This is a genomic window from Yoonia sp. MH D7 (genome assembly GCF_054439475.1).
In genome coordinates this window covers 2,035,530-2,055,046 of record NZ_JBTJCF010000001.1, presented here as the reverse complement: position 1 = coordinate 2,055,046, position 19,517 = coordinate 2,035,530, and the positions used below count along the sequence as shown (strand labels likewise).

Sequence of the window (19,517 nt, the reverse complement as noted above, 5' to 3'; positions counted from 1 at the left end):
CATTCCGGAGACCCAGATGGCTGGCAGCGCAAATCTTAACGTGATGATGAAGGTGGCCCGTAAGGCGGGGCGCGCGTTGCTCAAGGACTTTACCGAAGTCGAGAATCTTCAGGTGTCGACCAAAGGCCCCGGTGACTTTGTAAGCCGCGCTGACAAGCAGGCCGAGGCCACGATCAAAGAAGACTTGCTATATGCCCGCCCGACTTACGGTTTTTTGGGTGAAGAAGGCAAAGAGGTCGAGGGCGATGACCCGACCCGTCGCTGGATTGTGGATCCGCTTGATGGAACCACAAATTTCCTGCACGGCCTGCCGCATTGGGCTGTTTCGATTGCGTTAGAGCACAAAGGACAGATTGTTGCGGGGGTTATTTATGACCCCGTGAAGGACGAAATGTTCTGGGCCGAAAAGGGCGGCGGTGCGTGGTTAAACGAAAGCCGTATGCGCGTGTCTGGTCGTCACCGGATGATCGAAAGTATTTTTGCGACAGGAATTCCGTTTGCGGGTCGTGCCGACTTGCCAGAAACACTGCAAGATTTGGCGCGTATTATGCCGTCTTGCGCCGGTGTACGCCGTTTCGGGGCTGCCTCCCTCGATCTCGCCTATGTGGCAGCTGGCCGTTACGAAGGCTTCTGGGAACGCAAGTTGCATATCTGGGATATGGCGGCTGGGCTGATTATCGTGCGCGAAGCCGGCGGCATTGTCGAGCCGCTGAAAGCGGGCGGTGACATACTTGCGGACGGCGAAGTGATCTGTTCGAATGCGCCTATTTTTGAATCATTTGCCAAAATTATCCGCAAACCTAGCGCCGCCGCCTGACGACAGGAATAGTGGTTGGGTAACGTGCGTCCGGATGGGGCGGATGAAAATCTGTAACTTTCCACCATCTCGATGCGCCAAGCCTGACCCATAGCGGCACCATTATGAATAGTCCGATGACAAAGCCGCCCGCGTGCGCCCAATAAGCGACACCGCCTGCGGTAACGTCCGAGCCTAGCCCGTTGAAAACCTGCATGCCAAACCATACTGCCAGCACGATCCATGCAGGGACTGGCACGATGCGCATAAACACGACAAGAAAGATAAAGATATCAACCTTCGCCTTGGGGAATAACAGCAGGTAGCCCCCCATGATCCCCGCGATTGCACCTGATGCGCCAACGATCGCAATAGGTGAATAAGCGTCGACCGAAAATTGTGCCAGATCGGCCCCGACACCACAAATAAGGTAAAAGATCAAGAAAGGGACGTGCCCCATCTTATCTTCGACATTGTCACCGAAGATCCATAAAAACAACATGTTACCTGCGAGATGCAGGAAGCCGGCATGTAAGAATAGGGATGTGACGAGTGACGTGTAATTCTCGCCATTCGACACGCGTGCGGGGATCATCGCGTAGTCATAATAGAACTGAGACATGGCCATGTCGGTGGTCAGCACCGTTAAACCATAAAGGTATACCGTCACGTTCAACGTGATCAACGCAAGCGTCACATAAGGCAGGCGGGTGGATGGGTTGTGGTCGCGAATTGGTATCATGTGCGCAGGTTCTGTGATTGCAATGGCGGCGTCAAGGCGGGCTGTTGCAGCCGGCCTTGTGCTTTATCCACTGCCAACTTCGGCCAATAGCGCCGCGTTTCCACCTGCCGCTGTGGTGTCGACGCAGACGTGTCGTTCGTGTAGCACATGGGCCGCGTCGGGCTGGCCGGTGATTAATGCGGTGATTGGCCCTGTGCGCTTTGACAGGGCGGTTTCCAGCGCGCGGCCAGTGTCTGCATCTCCCCACCAAACAGCGCCAGCAAGATTGGGCAATGTGCGCAACGTGTCGGGTGCAACTGTGCCGGCTGCACTTATCGCAATACCACCCAAGGCTTGTACGGCCGCGACCTGTGCGTTCGCTGTTTCCTCGCTTGGTCCCATGCACAAGATAGGGCCACGAGGACGGGTGCTGTGGCGGTTGCTTTCGCCCGTCGGACCGGGCAGATCGCGCGGTGTATTCGAGTGGTGGGTTAAAGGCTTTGAAAACAATTTAGTCAAAGCTTGGGGGTCAGCGTCGATGGGCCAGTTACCATTCGTAATTTGCACAGGCGACGCGGTAAAGCGCGCAAGATAGTGCGGTCCACCTGCCTTGGGCCCCGTACCGGAAAGCCCTTCGCCACCAAAGGGTTGCGATCCCACAATCGCGCCAATTTGGTCGCGGTTGACATAAATATTGCCAGCTTCGACCTTTTCGACAATCGTCTGCACGCGGTCATCAATGCGCGTATGTAACCCAAAGGTTAACCCGTAACCTGTGGCGTTGATGTCGTTGATGACTTCGTCCAGTTGATGAGATTTGAAAGTTGCCACATGCAATATAGGCCCGAAAATTTCGCGGGTCATGTCTGCGATCCCGTCTACGCGAATAATGGCGGGTGCGATGAATGTGCCATGTGTCGGGGCTTGCAGCGTGTGAAGCAAGCGGCCCTCGCCCTCGGCGGATGCAACATGATCTGCGATGGTCTTTTGGGCGGCAACGTCGATCACCGGCCCCACATCCGTCGACAGGTGCCAAGGATCGCCAACATATAATTCGTTCATAGCTCCTTTCAGCATTTTCAACAGGTCATCCGCGATATCCTCTTGCACGTATAGACATCGCAGCGCCGAGCAGCGTTGTCCGGCAGAGCGGAACGCGCCGTTTAGAATGTCACGCACGGCATGCTCTGGCAGGGCGGTGCTATCGACAATCATCGCGTTCAGCCCGCCCGTTTCCGCGATCAACGGCGTGCCGGGTGCGCAGTTTGCAGCCATGGTTTGACGGATTTTCAACGCGGTGGCGGTGGAGCCTGTAAAGGCCACGCCGCCAATGCGCGGATCAGAGGTTAGCGCCGCCCCGACGTCTCCGGCACCTGGCAACAGTTGCAAGGCGGATTGTGGCACCCCTGCGGCATGGAGCATTGCAACCGCACGGTGCGCAATGATCGGTGTCTGTTCGGCGGGTTTTGCCAGCACAGCATTGCCTGTGGCAAGGGCTGCCGCGATCTGGCCAGAAAAAATCGCCAGCGGGAAATTCCACGGGCTGATGCAGGTCCAGATGCCGCGCGGCGGTGTGTCATCTCGGGCTTGGGCGGCGTAATAGCGCAAGAAATCAACTGCCTCGCGCAATTCGGCCACCGCATCTGGCAGGCCTTTGCCAGCTTCGCGGGTCAAAATTGCGAATAATTCGCCTGCGTTGGCCTCATAGGCATCAGCTGCTGCATTCAGGGCCGCGGCCCGTGTCTCACAGTCGGCTGCCCAAGGAGACGCTGCATCAATTGCCGCGCCAATCTGCGCAGGTGTCGCAGGATGGACGTGACCCACGATGTCAGCCGGTTTCGCGGGATTGGCCACTGCTATGGCTTTGTCGTTTTTGCCTACGTTAACAGTGATTGGCGCCGCCGTGAACGCGGTGTTCTGGAACTTGTCCCGCGCCATATCAATCTGTCGTATTGTCGGGACATGCGTCAGATCAAAGCCATTTGAATTGACCCGTTCCGGTTGAAACAGATCAGGCCCCGTGGAAAGAGGAAATGAACCTAGTTCGGCTGTAAACGGGTCAGAGGCGACCTCTTCTGGTGTCACACTTTCATCTACAATCTGGTTCACAAAACTGGAATTCGCGCCATTCTCTAACAATCGGCGCACAAGGTAGGCAAGCAAATCTTCATGCGCCCCAACAGGCGCGTAAATGCGGCAGCGGGTTCCTTCGGCCTTAAGAACAATTTTATGGAGCGCTTCGCCCATGCCGTGCAAACGTTGGAATTCATAATCCACTGCGGTGCGGCCCATTTGATTCGCCATGTCCAGCACGGCGGCCACAGTATGTGCGTTATGCGTGGCGAATTGTGGATAGATGCGGTCCGTCAGTCCCAATAGCTTGCGGGCATTGCTGATATAGCTGATGTCGGTATGCACTTTGTGGGTGAAAACAGGGAAACCGTCGATGCCCATGACTTGGGCGCGTTTGATCTCTGCATCCCAGTAGGCACCTTTCACTAGTCGGATCATGATCTTGCGATCAAGCCGCGTAGCCATGTCATGCAGACTATCAATCACCAATGCTGCACGTTGCCCGTAGGCTTGTACAACGATGCCAAAACCGTCCCAGCCGCGCAGGGCAGGCTCTGTCAGGACTGCATCGATCACATCAAGGGATAGCGATAGGCGGTCGGCCTCTTCGGCGTCGATGTTGAACCCCATGCCTGCGGATTTGGCAAGCATGGCGAGCGCTCGCACGCGGGGCACCAGTTCTTCCATGACGCGGTCCTGCTGCGCCACTTCATAGCGCGGGTGCAGCGCCGAGAGTTTGACCGAGATGCCAGGGTTTTCTGCGACGGTATCGTAGGTGCAATACTCCGCAATGGTTGAGATCGCACGGCTATACGACAGGTGGTAGTTACGGGCATCTGCCTCTGTGCGAGCCGCTTCACCAAGCATGTCATAAGAATAGGTAAATCCCTGCGCACGCATACCATCGGCGCGTTTCATCGCCTTATCGATATTCTCGCCCAGCACAAATTGGCGGCCCATTTCGCGCATAGCACGTCCAACAGCGGTCCGGATCAAAGGTTCGCCCAAGCGTTTTACCGCGCCGCGCAGATGCCGTGTGATCCCAGGCTTTTCGTCGTCAAGCACACGTCCTGTCAGCATCAAGGCCCAAGTGGACGCGTTTACGAGTGAGGAGGCAGATTGCCCAAGGTGTTTGCCCCAGTCAGACGGTGCGATTTTATCCTCGATCAGCGCGTCGATGGTTTCGGCATCGGGCACGCGTAGCAGGGCTTCGGCCAGACACATCAGCGCAATACCCTCATCAGTTGAAAGCCCGTATTCAGCGAGGAAAACTTCCATGATGCCCGGATCGGCACTGCCGCGAATTTGGCGAACTAAATCGGCGCCCTTGGCACATATTCGCGCGCGGTCAGAATCGGACAGGGCGGCGGTTTGGCGCAATTGGGCAATCGCATCCGTTTCATCGGCATACATGGTCGCATCAATTTGCGCACGCAAGTTAGTGGCAGTACCAAGTGACATGGCTGTTCCCTTTGATATATCAAAGACTACGATATACCGTTGCGAGAAGTCGTTTCGACCGCTATTGGTCAATTTGACAACGACCTGGACTAAAGAATGAGAAATTCAATGTCTGAACACACTTCTTCGATAGATAGTTTCGACCGCAAGATTCTTGACGTTCTTGCCGTTGACGGGCGGGTAAGCGTCACAGAGCTTGCGCGGCGCATCGGATTATCAAAGTCTCCGACACAAGCGCGCCTGAAACGTCTAGAAGATCGCGGCGTTATTCGCGGATACCGTGCGCTATACGACCCTATCCGTCTTGATCGTGATCATGTGGCATTCGTAGAAGTCAAACTGTCAGACACACGCGAGGCGGCACTGGCTGCATTCAACACAGGCGTCATGAAAATACCCGAGGTCGAGCAGTGCCATTTGATCGCCGGAGCATTTGATTATTTGCTCAAGGTCCGGACTGCTGGCATGATCGGGTATCGCGCGGTTTTGGCCGAGAAAATATCGACGCTGCCACATGTGGCCAGCACATCAACGTATGTTGCCATGCAAGCGGTGAAAGAAGAGGGACTTTCCCCTGTTGCACCTGCGACGCGCGGATAAAAGACGTCTTGCACAGTTTCGCTGCCCCGCTTAGGAAGTAGCCGTGCCCGCGTGGTGGAATGGTAGACATCGGAGACTTAAAATCTCTTGACCTTACGGTCGTGCCGGTTCGAGTCCGGCCGCGGGCACCACATTCAGAAAAAACTCGAGATACGATTCAGTCTAGTGAATGCCTTGGATTTTGGCGGCCGAATGCATAGGTCTGGTCAAAGGATACTATCATGAAAAAATTCTCGCTCCTCGATTTATCACCAGTACCAGAAGGACAGACGGCGGCTGACGCGCTGCGCAATACCACTGACCTCGCCATCGCGGCAGAGCAAGCAGGGTATCACCGGCTTTGGCTGGCCGAACACCACAATATGCCAGGTATCGCAAGTGCGGCGACTGCCGTAGTGATCGGGCATGTGGCAAATGCAACCAAAACCATGCGCGTCGGGTCTGGTGGAATCATGCTGCCTAACCACGCGCCCTTGGTTGTGGCAGAACAGTTCGGAACGCTGGCGACACTTTATCCTGACCGGATTGACCTTGGGGTAGGGCGCGCACCTGGCACGGATATGCCGACGGCCCGTGCATTGCGGCGGCACTTGGCACCAGAGGACAGTTTTCCAAATGACGTTCAGGAGCTGATAGGTTATTTTAACGATGTACCAGACAGCACTGCCGTGCGCGCTATTCCGGGTGAAGGGACCAAGGTTCCCGTCTGGATTCTTGGGTCCAGTCTTTATGGCGCGCAACTCGCGGCCTATCTCGGGTTGCCTTACGCGTTTGCATCGCATTTTGCGCCTGACATGTTGGAGCAAGCGATATCTGTCTACCGCTCGTCGTTTCAACCGTCTACGGCCCTCCCGAAGCCTTATGTCATGATGGCTGCTGGCGTCTGCGCTGCAGAAACTACGGACGAGGCAAATTACTTGCGGTCGTCGCAGTACCTTGCCTTTGCCAACCTGCGCACCGGAAAGCCGGGGAAATTGCCACATCCTGTGCACGACGTTGCATCACAAATTCCGCCTGCGGTATTGACGCAGGTCCAACATGCGCTCTCATGCTCTGCAACGGGGACCGCCGATATGGTCTACGACCAGTTTGAAAGCTTGATCGCAAAGTATCAGCCTGACGAGTTGATAGTCACTGGCATGGTGCATGATCACGCGGCGCGCTTGCGCTCGTTTGATATTGCGGCTGGGGTTCTGGGCGCGCTGCGCCAAGCCTGATCACACAGCTTGGCGCAAGCAGGTTATCCCGCGATACGGCCTGCCATAATGGCAATGGCTTTTTGATAAACGCCCGCTGCATTCCATTCTTGGATGACTGCAAAATTCTGCTGGCCCTCTTGATAGCCTGCGCCCGCTGCCCAGCCTTTTTGACGTAAGAAATTGGCTGTCGAGGCCAGGCTGTCGGTCAGGTTTGTCAGGTCGACCACGCCGTTGCCATCACCGTCCACGCCGTATTGCAACACGTTGCCGGGCAGGAATTGTGTGTGGCCGATCTCGCCGTGCATCGCACCCACGGTATTTGCAGAAAGGCTGCCGTTATCCACCAGTTTTAACGCGGCCATGGCATGTGGGCTAAAGAAATCCGAGCGGCGGCAATCATAGGCAAGGGTCGAAATCGCCGAGACTACGTTTGCGTCGCCCATGAAGGTGCCAAAGCCGGTTTCCATCCCATGGATTGCCACAATCACCGAGGCAGGCACCCCGTAAGCCATTTCTAGCGAAGCGTAAAACGTAGGGTTTCCTGCAATCTTGCGTTTGCCTTGTGCCACAATGGTGTCGGCGCCGCGAATTCGCATAAACTCTTCAAGGCTATAGCGGAACGACCGTTGGTTGCGGTCCGCGCTGATTGTGCGGGTTGCATAAGACGTGCCGGCAAGCGCTTGTAAACCCCGTTGGCCAACGCCCGCTGCGGCAGCTTCACCCGCAAATTGCTGTTTCCACGTGTTAAAGCCATTGGCGTCATTGCCGCAGGTGGCCGCATTTGCAGCCCCCGATACGGCGAGGATGGACAGGGTTGCGGCGACGACTAGATTTTTCATTCGGCTCACTCGATCTAAGGGTCTAATTTTCTTCATCACCTTAGCACAAGGCCGTTGATATCCAATAACAGATCCGTGTGCCGTTAGTCGCGGGTCCCCGCAAATCGCGCGGCCCAGTCCGACCGTTCATCGTCAGTTATTTTTCTGAAAGTGATTTCAGGCACTTGGAAAGCATGACCGATTTGTAATTGGCTGACAGTGGTGGCGATGTCGTCGGGCCACTGCGCATCGGTTGCATTCATGGCGGTCAGGATCTCGGCGCTGGCATCAGGGATAAACGGCGCAGATATCACCCCATAAAGGCGGCACAGGTTTAGACCCATACGCACTTGCATCGCGGCCTGATCAGGGTCCGTCTTAAACACGGTCCACGGGGCCACCGATTGCAAATACTCGTTGCCCAGCGCCCAAATCGCGCGCAAGTCCGCGGCAGATTTGCGGACTTCCATCGTATCCATATGGGTTTCGTATTCGGCCAATTTTACGGTCAGATCCGCGATTAATGTCTGTTCAGCAGGACCGTAGGCCGGACCCTCCGGAACAGCTTCCGAGAATTTCGAGCGGCAGAATTTTGTGATGCGGCTGACAAAGTTACCTAGCACATCAGCTAAGTCTTTGTTCACGTCAGTTTGGAAATTCTCCCACGTGAACTCCGCATCTTGCGATTCAGGGGCGTGCGATAGCAGCCACCAGCGCCAGTAATCGGACGGCAATATCGCTAACGCTTGATCCATGAATACACCACGCCCGCGTGATGTGCTGAACTGGCCACCGTCATAATTGAGGTAGTTGAATGACTTGATGTAATCGACCAGTTTCCAGTCTTCCTGCATGCCCATGATTGTCGCTGGAAAGCTAAGTGTGTGGAATGGCACGTTATCTTTTCCCATGAACTGGGTGTAAGTCACATCGGCTGCACCTTTGTCGGTGCGCCACCAGCGTTCCCAATCGGTGCCTTTCCCCGCATCAACCCACTCTTGCGCGCAAGCGATATATTCAATCGGCGCATCGAACCAGACATAGAAAACCTTGCCTTCCATGCCGGGCCAGTTCTTGGTGCCGTTTTTCACAGGGATACCCCAATGCAGGTCGCGCGTGATACCGCGGTCTTGCAATCCGTCGCCGTCAGTCAGCCATTTTTTAGCAATAGATGTGGTCAGGATCGGCCAATCAACTTTACTGTCAATCCAAGCTGCAATTTGATCCTTTACCGCTGTCTGGCGCAGATAGAGATGCTTGGTCTCGCGGACTTCCAAATCAGTCGAACCTGAAATAGTCGATCGCGCATCAATTAAATCAGTCGGATCCAGTTGTTTGGTGCAATTGTCACACTGGTCGCCGCGCGCGCTCTCGAACCCGCAGTTAGGGCAGGTGCCCTCGATATAACGGTCAGGCAAGAAACGCCCATCAGCGTTGGAATAAACCTGTTCTTCTACAACTTCGCGGATCAGGCCCATATCGTTCAAACGCCCTGCAAAACTTTGGGTCAGCGCATGGTTCTGCGGGCTGGACGATCGCCCAAAGTGATCAAACGACAGCTTGAAACCATCTGCAATTTTCGCCTGAACATCATGCATCTCGGCACAATACTCATCAACAGGTTTGCCTGCCTTTGCCGCCGCAAGCTCCGCAGGTGTGCCATGCTCGTCAGTCGCACAGAGAAACAAAACCTCATGACCACGTGCCCGCATGTAGCGTGCGTAAAGATCAGCAGGAAGCTGGCTCCCGACAAGGTTCCCGAGGTGCTTGATCCCATTGATATAGGGAATTGCGGAGGTAATCAGGTGACGGGCCATTTGTTGCTTCCTTTACAAAAGTTAAACCGTTCTAGCGGGGGTTTCCGCTGGTTGCCAGATGCGCGCGCGCAGACAGACTAGAAAAACGTGACGACCGTAGGTAACATGAGGCATAAATCGAGCAAAAAAAACGAGGCACATCATGAAATTCACGACTTTGTTAGCGGCATTGGTCTGCGCAGGAACATCTGCATCCGCCCAAGACATCTATGCAGGTGTCGCACTTGACTACGGGCTGCCGCATTCTGGCGACGCGCAAACTGCAGCGTCTTTGCTGGTCGGTGGCAGCTACAGTTTGGGCACAATGGCCATCGCAGGCGAGGCCGAATACGGGGCAGCAGCGACATTTGGCGGCGATTACGATACCGCACGTCTGCGCTTGATCGGGTCCTACGACTTTGGCTCCGTCACCGCACTCGCGTCACTGGGCGGAACCTACTACGACGCTGGCGCAGATACCTTCACGGGGTATAACTTCGGGGTTGGGGCACAAATGCCGATCACAGGCGCGCTTGATATACGCGGTGAAATCATGCGCGATATGATGGATGATTACGGCACAAATGTCACAACCACACGGCTTGCGGCGATCTATACATTTTAATGTTTGTCGCGGCTGCGACCTAGCAGCCGCCCCACGACGAAACTAGTGCGCGGCGCGTAGATATACCGCGTCCGGTTGGCCGGAGTTCTGCGCACGCGCATCCGGCCCAGACCGAAAATGACCAACAGAAAATGCCCCACCGAAATAAAGGTGAACAACGCTGTTGGACCGAACCAAGTAATGAGGGACGACGCGCTATAGGGCGCTGCAATCGCGCCCACCGCATAGAAAAACATCAAAGCGGCCGAAAGCTCGACGCGGTCGTCGGATGTCACAAAATCATGCGCATGTGCAGTCGCAACCGAATACACAGGAAAGGTCGTAAGCCCGAACAGGCTAGCTGCGGCCAAAACTGCAAAGGTGCCCATCCCCGCCGAGGCGACGGTGATCATACAGGCAACAATGGCGGCTACCGACAACCCGATCAGAACCCAGCGACGGTCGTATTTATCGGCGATCCAGCCCACAGGGTATTGTGCCACCGCACCGCCCGCAACAAATGCCGCCAGAAAATACCCGATTTGACTAGCCGCTAACCCAACCTCTTGCCCATAGATCGGCCCGACCATACGAAACGCGGCACTCGATTGTGCCGCGACCAGCACACCCGCAACGGCCAAAGGCGAGGCACGCCATGCAACCATCGGACGCAAGCGTGTCGTCGTCGGTGTGACAGGCTGTTCTGCTTTGGTCAGTGTCAGCGGGAATAAAGCTGCACAGCACAGAATCGTCAGCAGGTTATACGCAATATAGGTCGGCATATCGGCTAGCGCACCAATCATGAACTGGGCGACAAATGACGCGCTCATGTCCACGACCCTGTAGCTGCCCATGGCCCGCCCACGGGTCTCGTTGGTGACTTTATCTTGCAGCCATGCCTCGATCACAGTGTAGCAGCCCGCCACGCAAATTCCTGATGCGATGCGGAAAATTGCCCAATATAACGGGTCGGTGACCAACACATGTGCCGCAAGCCCAATGGCTCCCATAGCAGTAAACGACGCGTAAGCACGGCTATGACCGACACTGCCCATCAGGCGCGGGGCCCACCAGCAGCCGATGAAAAATCCGAAAAAATGCGCAGAGCCCAAAAAGCCGACTTCGCTAGAGCTGAACCCGAACGCCAACCCCGTAAGTGCATCCAGCGGCCCGACGCCACCGGACGATAATTGCAACAAAGCAACCGACATAAAAAGCGCACTAAATGTGATCATCATCCGCATATGCTGACCCTGCGTGTGCTTGAGAGCTGTTGCAATACCAAATGCATCTGATGCCACGCCTTGCACTCAGGTTTTTGCAGACTAGGTTGCAGCCAACAGATTTGAGAAAGCAAAATACATGAAAAAGATCACCCTCGGGCGCACCGATATTGAGGTTTCCGATTGGTGCCTGGGCACGATGACCTACAGCAACCAAACGCCGCAAGCTGACGCGCATCGCCAGATCGATATGGCGCTGGATGCCGGTATCAACTTTCTGGATACCGCTGAAATGTATCCGGTCAACCCGATTACCAAAGAAACAGTGGGCAATTCCGAACGGGTAATTGGCGCATGGCTGGCTGCAAACGGACGGCGCGACGAGCTTGTCATCGCCACCAAAGTATCGGGCGATAATCCGGGTTGGGTGCGTGACGGGGGCGGCTATGACGGTGCGGCGATCACCGAAGGCATTGAGGCATCGCTGACGCGCCTTCAGACCGATGTCATCGACCTTTACCAAATGCACTGGCCCATGCGCGGCTCTTATATGTTCCGCCAAAACTGGACCTTTGACCCCTCCGGCCAGAACCGCCAGCAAACGATGGATCACATGATGGACGTGCTGGGTGCATTGGATAAGGCCGTAAATGCAGGCAAAATCCGCGCCATCGGCATGTCAAACGAAAGCGCGTGGGGCATGACGCAATGGACGCGACTAGCCGAGGAAAATAACCTGCCACGGATGGCCACGGTGCAAAACGAATACTCGTTGCTTTGCCGTTTATACGACACCGACATGGCGGAAATGGCGGCGAATGAGGACATCACATTGCTCTCTTTCTCGCCACTGGCCTGCGGGTTGCTAACGGGTAAATACCAAAACGATGTCATCCCCGCAGGGAGCCGCCGCTCAATTGGGCCTGATTTGGGCGGGCGCATGACGCCGCGCACCTTGCCCGTGACGCAAGCATATCTGGACGTGGCGGCCAAACACGGGCTCGATCCCGCCCATATGGCGCTCGCTTGGCAAAGCACGCGGCCTTTCCCCGTCAGCGCAATTTTTGGCGCGACCACGACGGATCAGCTTGCGCATCTTCTCAAAGCGCGTGACTTACAGCTTTCTGACGATGTTCTGGCAGATATCGACGTGACCCATCGCGCCAACCCGATGCCGTATTAACCTGCCACGCGTCTTGCGCTTGGCCACTAAATCGCACAACGTCCCCTAAACGCATTGGGGGACGATATGCCATTAGAAATGAACCGCGAGGTTTTCATCACCGCAGCCGTAACCGGATCGGGCAGTACCCAAGATCGTAGCCCATATGTGCCACGCTCCCCGAAACAAATCGCTGAAAGCGCAATTGATGCTGCCAAAGCGGGCGCTGCGATCGTGCATTGCCATGTGCGCGACCCCGAAACCGGTGCTCCATCTCGCGATATCACACTTTACCGCGAATTGACTGACCGTATCCGTGCGTCTGAGATTGATGTGGTCCTGAACCTAACGGCGGGAATGGGCGGCGATATCGTGTTCGGCGGTGTAGAAACGCCATTCCCGACCATCGCAGGCACCGATATGGTCGGTGCTACCGAACGCGTGGCTCACATCGCCGAATGTCTACCCGAAATTTGTACGCTGGACTGCGGAACAATGAATTTCGCGGAAGCCGATTATGTCATGACCAACACGCCCGGTATGCTGACCGCGATGGGCGCAATGATGACGAAACTTGGCGTGAAGCCCGAGATAGAAGCCTTTGACACAGGCCACCTTTGGTATGCAAAGCAACTGGTAAAAGACGGCGTTCTCGAAAAAGGCGCATTGGTGCAGCTGTGCATGGGGGTGCCGTGGGGCGCACCTGACGACCTCAATACGTTTATGGCGATGGTCAACAATGTTCCTGATGACTGGACCTTCAGCGCGTTCGGATTGGGGCGTTCGCAAATGCCAATGGTCGCGGCGTCAGTGCTTGCAGGTGGTAACGTGCGGGTTGGTTTAGAGGATAACCTGATGCTAGAGCGCGGCGTTTTTGCGACCAATGCACAGCTGGTCGAAAAAGCCGCAAATATCGTTGAAAACCTTGGCGCGCGGATCATCACGGCCGCCGAAGTGCGCGCAAAACTGGGCCTGACCAAACGCGCACCGGTCGCAAAATGAGATCAATCCTCGCATTCATGGCTCTCGCTGCTTGCACTGCTTCACAATCGGGCGATCAGGTCGGCGGCTGGCTTGACGTATACCGCGATACATCGGTGCCAATCGCCTCCAAAGCCGTCTTTGAACCGGCACGCTACTTAGGGACGTGGTATGAGGTTGCCCGTTATCCCGTGCCATTCGAGCGTGGCTGCGTAAAGGTCACGGCAACATACGGCATGCAAAATGACGGCAATATCTCGGTGATCAACACCTGCCGAAACCCCGACGGATCAGTGAAATCGCAAATCACGGGCACGGCCGAAATTGTCGGGCCTGGCCGCCTGAAAGTCAGTTTTCCATCCGTGCCATTTGGGGCGGCGGATTACTGGGTGCTTTGGGTTGACGAAGGTTACCGCACCGCCGTTGTGGGCGCACCAAACGGAAAATCCGGCTGGATCTTGAACCGCGATCCGCAAATTCCACAAGATAGATTGAACGCAGCGCGTGAGGTTCTCGACTTTAACGGCTATGATCTGTCCAGATTGATGCAGGTGCCACAATGACGCGACGCGTTTTGGTAGGTAGTATTGTTCTAGCAGATTTTGATGTGATTGTGATGAAAACGGCGTCAACGGGCGGCGTCCCGTTCTGCCGCTCGACCAATCCGCCGCACTGTCACGCAAAACCGACGACGCACCACCAACAGACACTTGGTAACTGACTTTAAGGATGTAAAAAGATGGGAAAATCGGCAGCCGTTATCGGTGGTGGGGTTATTGGCGGCGGTTGGGCTGCGCGGTTCTTGTTGATGGGATGGGACGTGCGGGTCTTTGATCCAGATCCTGACGCAAAACGAAAAATTAACGAAGTTATTGATAACGCACGCAGATCTTTGCCGGGCCTGTCAGATGTTGCCCTGCCCGACGAGGGCGCATTGACGTTTCATGATACGATCCCTGACGCGGTCAGGGGCGTCGCATGGATACAGGAAAGCGTGCCAGAGCGATTGGACCTCAAACTTAAGGTCTATCAAACGCTGCAAGAGCACTGCCCGCATGATGCAATCATCGGCTCGTCCACAAGCGGGTTCAAGCCTTCCGAATTACAAGACAATGCGATCCGCCCCGAACAGATTATGGTGACGCATCCGTTTAACCCCGTCTACTTGCTACCCTTGATCGAGTTAGTGCCGACAGGCGCAAACAGCCCCGAGATCATCGATAAGGCCAAGACGATCCTGACCGAAATCGGCATGTTTCCTTTACATGTGCGCGCCGAAATCGACGCCCATATTGCCGACCGTTTCTTAGAGGCTGTATGGCGCGAGGCCCTTTGGTTGATCAAGGACGGCATCGCCACCACCGAAGAAATTGACAACGCGATCCGCTACGGGTTCGGCCTGCGCTGGGCGCAAATGGGCCTGTTTGAGACCTACCGCATCGCGGGTGGCGAAGCAGGAATGCGCCATTTCATCGAACAATTCGGACCGTGCCTGTCATGGCCGTGGACCAAACTGATGGACGTGCCAGAGCTGACACAAGAGCTGATCGACCAAGTTGCCGATCAGTCCGACGCGCAATCCGGACATATGACGATCCGCGAACTCGAACGCGCGCGCGACAACAACCTTGTGACGATTTTGCGCGGCCTAAAAGCACAGAATTTTGGGGCAGGCGCGTTATTAAACGCCCAAGATCAGCGCATCGGCGAACCCGTCACGATGCCCGCCGATCCGTCACAACCAGTTATGACCGTGTGCCGCGCGGTTCCACTGGATTGGACCGATTACAACGGGCACATGAATGAAGCGCGGTATTTGGAAGCTTTCGGCGACGCCACCGACCGCTTTATGGAAATTGTCGGCTGTGATGCCGACTACATTGCTAGCGGCGGCAGCTATTTCACCGTTGAGACCCATATCCGCCACCTCGGCGAGGTCCACGCAGGTGCAAAAATCCACATCCAGACGCAGCTGATGGCAGCTGCAGGCAAAAAAATGCATCTGTTTCATCGGATGATGCAAGGTGAGCGCGAAATTGCAACCGGCGAGCATATGTTGATCCACGTCAGCCTTAAGACCCGCAAAGCCTGCGAACCAGCCACCCAAATCGCAACCGCGCTTGCCATTCTGGCAGACGCACACGCGGCTTTACCGATACCAGACGGGGCGGGCAAAGCCATCGGAAGCAGATAAGCGTTCTTGTTAAGGCCGCGCACCTAAGATTTTCGTGCATCACGTCGCGTAGCTTTCCTCTTAGAACAGGCTATCGCGCCACGCATTGCACACTCATTTTGAGCATGTGGAAATTTTTTAGTTAATGATCATGATGACATGCAGTCTGAAAACTCCACTGCACATCCGGTCTGGCAAAAGCAACAGTCAGCGGCCATAGATGCAGAATGGAGCTATGGATCCCGATCACAATAGGCGCAGCGTTGGCGCAGACTGTCCGCTTTATGTTGCAAAAGCAGCTAAAAGCGACACAGCTATCCACAGCTGGCGCTACTTTCGCGCGGTTCATCTATTCTACGCCACTCGTGGCAATTGCGGCGCTCGTCTATGTCGTGGCTAGCGGGCAGGGTGCGCCCGAAATTCCCGCCGCGTTTTGGGGCTATGCAGCCTTGGGAGGAACCTCTCAAATCATCGGAACGGCTTGCGTTGTCGCGCTCTTTGCGCACCGAAATTTCGCGGTAGGCATCACGTTCAAAAAGACAGAAGTCTTGCTAAGCGCCTTGATCGGTTTTGTCATTCTGGGAGATGTCATTAGCTTAAAGGGGCTGGCTGCCATTTTGTTGGGCCTCTTTGGCGTGTTGCTGCTCTCGGATGTGCCAGCGGCCAAGGGACGATTGCACAGACGTATCTGGAACAAGGGCACCGCGCTTGGGCTTATGTCGGGCTTTATGTTCGGGTTCTCTGGCAACGGATATCGCGGTGCGTCCCTGTCGCTGGAAAGTGGCGATGTGTTGTACCGCGCAATTGTGACGCTCGCATTTGTGACGGCGTTTCAAACTGCGATAATGGCCATCTGGTTGGTCTGGCGCGAGCGCGGCGAGATCACCCGCGTTTTGCGCGCTTGGCGCATTGGATCGCTCGTGGGGCTTAGCTCAATGGCTGGATCGCTGTGCTGGTATACCGCTTTTACCTTACAAACCGTTGCCTATGTGAACGCATTAGGGCAAATTGAGCTGCTGTTTTCGATCATGGTCGGCGCACTGGTTTTCGGAGAAAAAACCAGTAGGCGAGAATGGCAGGGGTTACTGATTTTGACAGCCAGCATCATTGTGTTGATTGCTGTGATCTAAAGCAGACTCGCGCCGCCAAGCCTATGTACCAAATGCCGTTCGTCATCATTGGCAAAAAACGGCACAGTCTTTGGCGGACCGCTGTGTTGAATATGCGCAATCAATTCGGCAAGGACCACTTGCGTGATAAACGGCAGATCAAAATCACGCGCATCCTTCAACGGGACCCATTGCAGATGGGACAACTCGTCTTCGGCACCGGAAAAGTCGTCAGGGTCCGTGATCAAATCACCCGCATCCGCCAGCAAAAATCGTGCATCAAACCGGCGGGATAACCCTGTTGGCGTGATCGCGCGAAAAAAGAACTGAAGCGCTGCCGCATTTGGCACATGGCCGGTCGCTGCAAAACCGCGCCAGCCATGCGGCGGTGACTGCCAATCTGCGGCATGGCCCAAAATCTGGCCGGTTTCCTCCCACAACTCTCTGATTGCGGCCGCAGCGATTGCCGCGGGGCTCACGGTGGAGCGATCCGACAACCGATCCGTGCAGAGCGCCGCAAGCGGACTGCACGGCACAAATGCGTCATTTGGATCAACTGCGCCACCTGGAAACACAAACTTCCCCGGCATAAACTCCGCCGTTTTCCCGCGCTGGCCCATCAAGACCGATGGTGCGCTTGCACGGTTACGCAAGACGATCATTGTTGCAGCATCGCGGATCGGGATATCTGTCATCGGTTACACGGTTTTGCCAAATCCGTGCATCCGGCGCGACCACTGAATTCCGACGACAAATCCTTTCATGCGCGGCAATAAAAACAGCGACAATCCCACACAAAACACTGTGAAAATCGTGATCATAACCAACGGTTCAGGGCGAAAGTTGACCCAAGTGAAATGGATCAAGGGTGCAAGCAAATGGCCCACAATCAAAATCGTCAAATAAGCAGGACCGTCATCCGCGCGATGATGAAACAGCTCTTCACCGCAAACATCACATTTGTCTGTGACCTTCAAAAACCCGCTGAACAAATTGCCTTCACCACAATTGGGGCATTTGCGGCGAAACCCGCGCATCTTTGCAGGAATAGCCGCGCGGTCGTCGAGTGTGAGTGCAGTCATGAGAAGGCTCCGTTCAATTCTGTCTCTCAGACATGAGGCTTTTTGCGGCTTTTGGAAAGCACAAGCTGCGGGTTGCGGCTGCATGTCGCAAGAAGCTCATTGCCAATAAAGTTTAGTAAATCGCGACGGAAACTTTTTCGGGATGCGTTGAAGAGGGGTCAACGGCGCAAACGGCGCCTTTGTTTAAACCGTAAAAGGAATACAAAATGAAATCGACAGTATTGATTGCAGCAATGATCGCAGGCTTTTCTTTGGTCGCACTTGACGCAACCGCAGCAGGGCGTGGCGAACAGCGCGCAATGCCGGATTTCGCGACATTGGATGCTGATGGGAACGGGTCATTGACCGTGGCCGAGATGGAAGCTGCACATGGTGCCCGCTTTACCGCTATGGATACCGACGGAAATGGTGACGTGTCACTGGAAGAGCTGACCGAGGCCGGTGCAAAGCAGATGGCAGAACGCGCCGAGCACATGTTGTCACAAATGGACACCAATAAAGACGGCATGCTTCAGGCCGACGAGATGAAACCACGCGGTGCAAACGCCGAACGGATGATCTCGCATGCCGATCAGAACGACGATGGCGAAATTAGTCAGGAAGAGTTCGAGCAGATGATCGAAAAACGCGGTGAACACGGCGAACGTGGTGGACGGGGCGAACGTGATGGTCACGGGCGCAAAGGCTAAGGCAGTCGCGGCTAAATGCGACAGGGTGAGGGCGCAACGGCGGTCTCACCCGTTGTGCAAATAAACAGATGCGGATATGACTTTAAGCAATGAAACTCTCACTTGGATCTTGGCGTGACGCGCCCGATGGCGCTGTTTTGCTTGCCTATGCAAATGGGGATGACGAGGCTGCGCGGGTTCTGTCGATGCGCCTTTTGCCGCGCGTTCTGGCGCAGGCCACGCGGATGTTAGGCGATCAAACCGAGGCCGAAGACGTGGCGCAAGAGGCGATGATGCGTCTTTGGAAAATCGCGCCTGAATGGCGCGAGGGCGAGGCGCAGGTTTCAACGTGGCTTTACCGTGTCGTCGCCAATCTCTGCACGGATCGCTTGCGGCAGCGTCGCGGCATCTCGCTTGACCAAATCGCCGAACCGGTTGATCCGCAGATCAGTGCGGCGGGGCAGATGCAAGAAAACGCTAGACTTTCGGCGTTGTCGGATGCCTTGGCGGAATTGCCTGAACGGCAAGCACAGGCAGTTTCGTTGCGGCACCTGGAGGGGCTCTCGAACCCGCAGATCGCAAAAATTATGGATGCGAGCGTACGAACAGTGGAAAGCTTAACAGCACGCGGCAAACGCGCGTTGGCTGATATTCTGAGCCACCGTAAATTAGCTTTGGGGTATGAAGATGACTAAACCTAACGATGAATTTCTTGATGACCTGTTCGCAGTTGCACAGACTCGATCGCCAAAGGTCTCGGATGACCTGTTGGCGCGGGTCCTTGCTGATGCTGCGTCCGCGCAACACGTTCCGGTTCTGGCACCCAAGCAGTCATTCATTGCGGGCTTCCTCGATCTCATCGGAGGGTGGCCATCAGTGGGCGGTCTAGCGATGGCGGGTGTTGCGGGGCTTTGGTTCGGGGTGTCTCCGCCAGCTGCGGTCTCGACATGGACGGCGGATTTGTTCGGAACTGCTGTGACCGTTGATCTATTGGGCGACACAAGTGAATACTTTGCGGAGGCATTGATAAATGGTTAACATAACTAAAAGA

At 55.4% G+C, this 19,517-nt stretch carries 19 protein-coding genes and 1 tRNA gene; 13 read left to right on the top strand and 7 right to left on the bottom strand.

The genetic code is table 11. The features are described 5' to 3' along the window. The first annotated feature begins 16 nt into the window (after window positions 1-16). The gene (locus ACXLHR_RS10010; protein ID WP_458791303.1) at window positions 17-817 is read left to right on the top strand and encodes an inositol monophosphatase family protein; all 801 of its coding nucleotides are present in this window, start codon (window positions 17-19) and stop codon (window positions 815-817) included. Here ACXLHR_RS10010 and ACXLHR_RS10005 read toward each other — a convergent pair. Then, window positions 801-1,538 carry a rhomboid family intramembrane serine protease gene (locus ACXLHR_RS10005; protein WP_458791302.1) on the bottom strand — a complete coding sequence of 246 codons (738 nt, stop codon included), beginning with the start codon at window positions 1,536-1,538 and terminating at the stop codon, window positions 801-803. The two genes, ACXLHR_RS10010 and ACXLHR_RS10005, sit on opposite strands and share 17 nt — an antisense overlap. A 63-nt stretch (window positions 1,539-1,601) precedes the next feature. After that, window positions 1,602-5,051 carry a bifunctional proline dehydrogenase/L-glutamate gamma-semialdehyde dehydrogenase PutA gene (gene putA, locus ACXLHR_RS10000; RefSeq protein ID WP_458791301.1) on the bottom strand — a complete coding sequence of 1,150 codons (3,450 nt, stop codon included), beginning with the start codon at window positions 5,049-5,051 and terminating at the stop codon, window positions 1,602-1,604. 108 nt (window positions 5,052-5,159) lie between these two features. Here putA and ACXLHR_RS09995 point away from each other — a divergent pair, with 108 nt between their 5' ends. From ACXLHR_RS09995 to ACXLHR_RS09985, 3 genes are all read left to right on the top strand, one after another. After that, a complete protein-coding gene (locus ACXLHR_RS09995; protein WP_458791300.1) occupies window positions 5,160-5,651 on the top strand; it encodes an Lrp/AsnC family transcriptional regulator in 492 nt (163 codons plus the stop codon). 45 nt (window positions 5,652-5,696) lie between these two features. Beyond that, window positions 5,697-5,782 (top strand) — tRNA-Leu (locus ACXLHR_RS09990). Between the two features lie 90 nt (window positions 5,783-5,872). Next, a complete protein-coding gene (locus ACXLHR_RS09985; protein WP_458791299.1) occupies window positions 5,873-6,868 on the top strand; it encodes an LLM class flavin-dependent oxidoreductase in 996 nt (331 codons plus the stop codon). 23 nt (window positions 6,869-6,891) lie between these two features. Here the strand turns inward: ACXLHR_RS09985 and ACXLHR_RS09980 are convergent, their stop codons facing one another. After that, a complete protein-coding gene (locus ACXLHR_RS09980; RefSeq protein ID WP_458791298.1) occupies window positions 6,892-7,689 on the bottom strand; it encodes a lytic murein transglycosylase in 798 nt (265 codons plus the stop codon). Window positions 7,690-7,772: 83 nt separating this feature from the next. Then, a complete protein-coding gene (gene metG, locus ACXLHR_RS09975; RefSeq protein ID WP_458791297.1) occupies window positions 7,773-9,485 on the bottom strand; it encodes a methionine--tRNA ligase in 1,713 nt (570 codons plus the stop codon). Window positions 9,486-9,627: 142 nt separating this feature from the next. Between metG and ACXLHR_RS09970 the strand changes: the two genes are divergently transcribed. Further along, window positions 9,628-10,089: a hypothetical protein gene (locus ACXLHR_RS09970; RefSeq protein ID WP_458791296.1), complete on the top strand. Its 462-nt coding sequence runs from the start codon at window positions 9,628-9,630 to the stop codon at window positions 10,087-10,089. On the opposite strand, the gene ACXLHR_RS09965 is transcribed toward ACXLHR_RS09970, so the two are convergent. Beyond that, entirely contained in the window at window positions 10,086-11,312 is a 1,227-nt protein-coding gene (locus ACXLHR_RS09965; protein ID WP_458792522.1) for an MFS transporter, read from the bottom strand. The two genes, ACXLHR_RS09970 and ACXLHR_RS09965, sit on opposite strands and share 4 nt — an antisense overlap. Window positions 11,313-11,430: 118 nt before the next feature. Between ACXLHR_RS09965 and ACXLHR_RS09960 the strand changes: the two genes are divergently transcribed. From ACXLHR_RS09960 to ACXLHR_RS09940, 5 genes are all read left to right on the top strand, one after another. Next, the gene (locus tag ACXLHR_RS09960) at window positions 11,431-12,474 is read left to right on the top strand and encodes an aldo/keto reductase (protein WP_458791295.1); all 1,044 of its coding nucleotides are present in this window, start codon (window positions 11,431-11,433) and stop codon (window positions 12,472-12,474) included. A gap of 66 nt (window positions 12,475-12,540) precedes the next feature. Continuing rightward, the gene (locus ACXLHR_RS09955; RefSeq protein ID WP_458791294.1) at window positions 12,541-13,455 is read left to right on the top strand and encodes a beta-keto acid cleavage family enzyme; all 915 of its coding nucleotides are present in this window, start codon (window positions 12,541-12,543) and stop codon (window positions 13,453-13,455) included. Between the two features lie 17 nt (window positions 13,456-13,472). Then, window positions 13,473-13,997 (top strand): lipocalin family protein, encoded by a 525-nt coding sequence (locus ACXLHR_RS09950; RefSeq protein WP_458791293.1) that lies wholly within the window; start codon window positions 13,473-13,475, stop codon window positions 13,995-13,997. Window positions 13,998-14,173: 176 nt separating this feature from the next. After that, entirely contained in the window at window positions 14,174-15,628 is a 1,455-nt protein-coding gene (locus ACXLHR_RS09945; RefSeq protein ID WP_458791292.1) for a carnitine 3-dehydrogenase, read from the top strand. A gap of 206 nt (window positions 15,629-15,834) precedes the next feature. After that, window positions 15,835-16,737, top strand: a complete 903-nt coding sequence (locus tag ACXLHR_RS09940) for an EamA family transporter (protein WP_458791291.1) — start codon at window positions 15,835-15,837, stop codon at window positions 16,735-16,737. Here ACXLHR_RS09940 and ACXLHR_RS09935 read toward each other — a convergent pair. Beyond that, window positions 16,734-17,411: an NUDIX hydrolase gene (locus ACXLHR_RS09935; protein WP_458791290.1), complete on the bottom strand. Its 678-nt coding sequence runs from the start codon at window positions 17,409-17,411 to the stop codon at window positions 16,734-16,736. The genes ACXLHR_RS09940 and ACXLHR_RS09935 overlap by 4 nt on opposite strands. Before the next feature lie 3 nt (window positions 17,412-17,414). Then, window positions 17,415-17,798 carry a DUF983 domain-containing protein gene (locus ACXLHR_RS09930; RefSeq protein ID WP_458791289.1) on the bottom strand — a complete coding sequence of 128 codons (384 nt, stop codon included), beginning with the start codon at window positions 17,796-17,798 and terminating at the stop codon, window positions 17,415-17,417. A gap of 206 nt (window positions 17,799-18,004) precedes the next feature. Here ACXLHR_RS09930 and ACXLHR_RS09925 point away from each other — a divergent pair, with 206 nt between their 5' ends. The 3 genes from ACXLHR_RS09925 to ACXLHR_RS09915 all read left to right on the top strand — a co-directional run bounded on the left by ACXLHR_RS09925 (window position 18,005) and on the right by ACXLHR_RS09915 (window position 19,504). After that, complete coding sequence (locus ACXLHR_RS09925; RefSeq protein WP_458791288.1) at window positions 18,005-18,487, top strand: EF-hand domain-containing protein; 483 nt, start codon at window positions 18,005-18,007, stop codon at window positions 18,485-18,487. An 89-nt stretch (window positions 18,488-18,576) separates the two neighbouring features. Continuing rightward, the gene (locus tag ACXLHR_RS09920; RefSeq protein WP_458791287.1) at window positions 18,577-19,161 is read left to right on the top strand and encodes an RNA polymerase sigma factor; all 585 of its coding nucleotides are present in this window, start codon (window positions 18,577-18,579) and stop codon (window positions 19,159-19,161) included. Further along, window positions 19,154-19,504 (top strand): hypothetical protein, encoded by a 351-nt coding sequence (locus tag ACXLHR_RS09915; protein ID WP_458791286.1) that lies wholly within the window; start codon window positions 19,154-19,156, stop codon window positions 19,502-19,504. Before ACXLHR_RS09920 ends, ACXLHR_RS09915 begins: the two co-directional genes overlap by 8 nt. Window positions 19,505-19,517 lie beyond the last annotated feature (13 nt).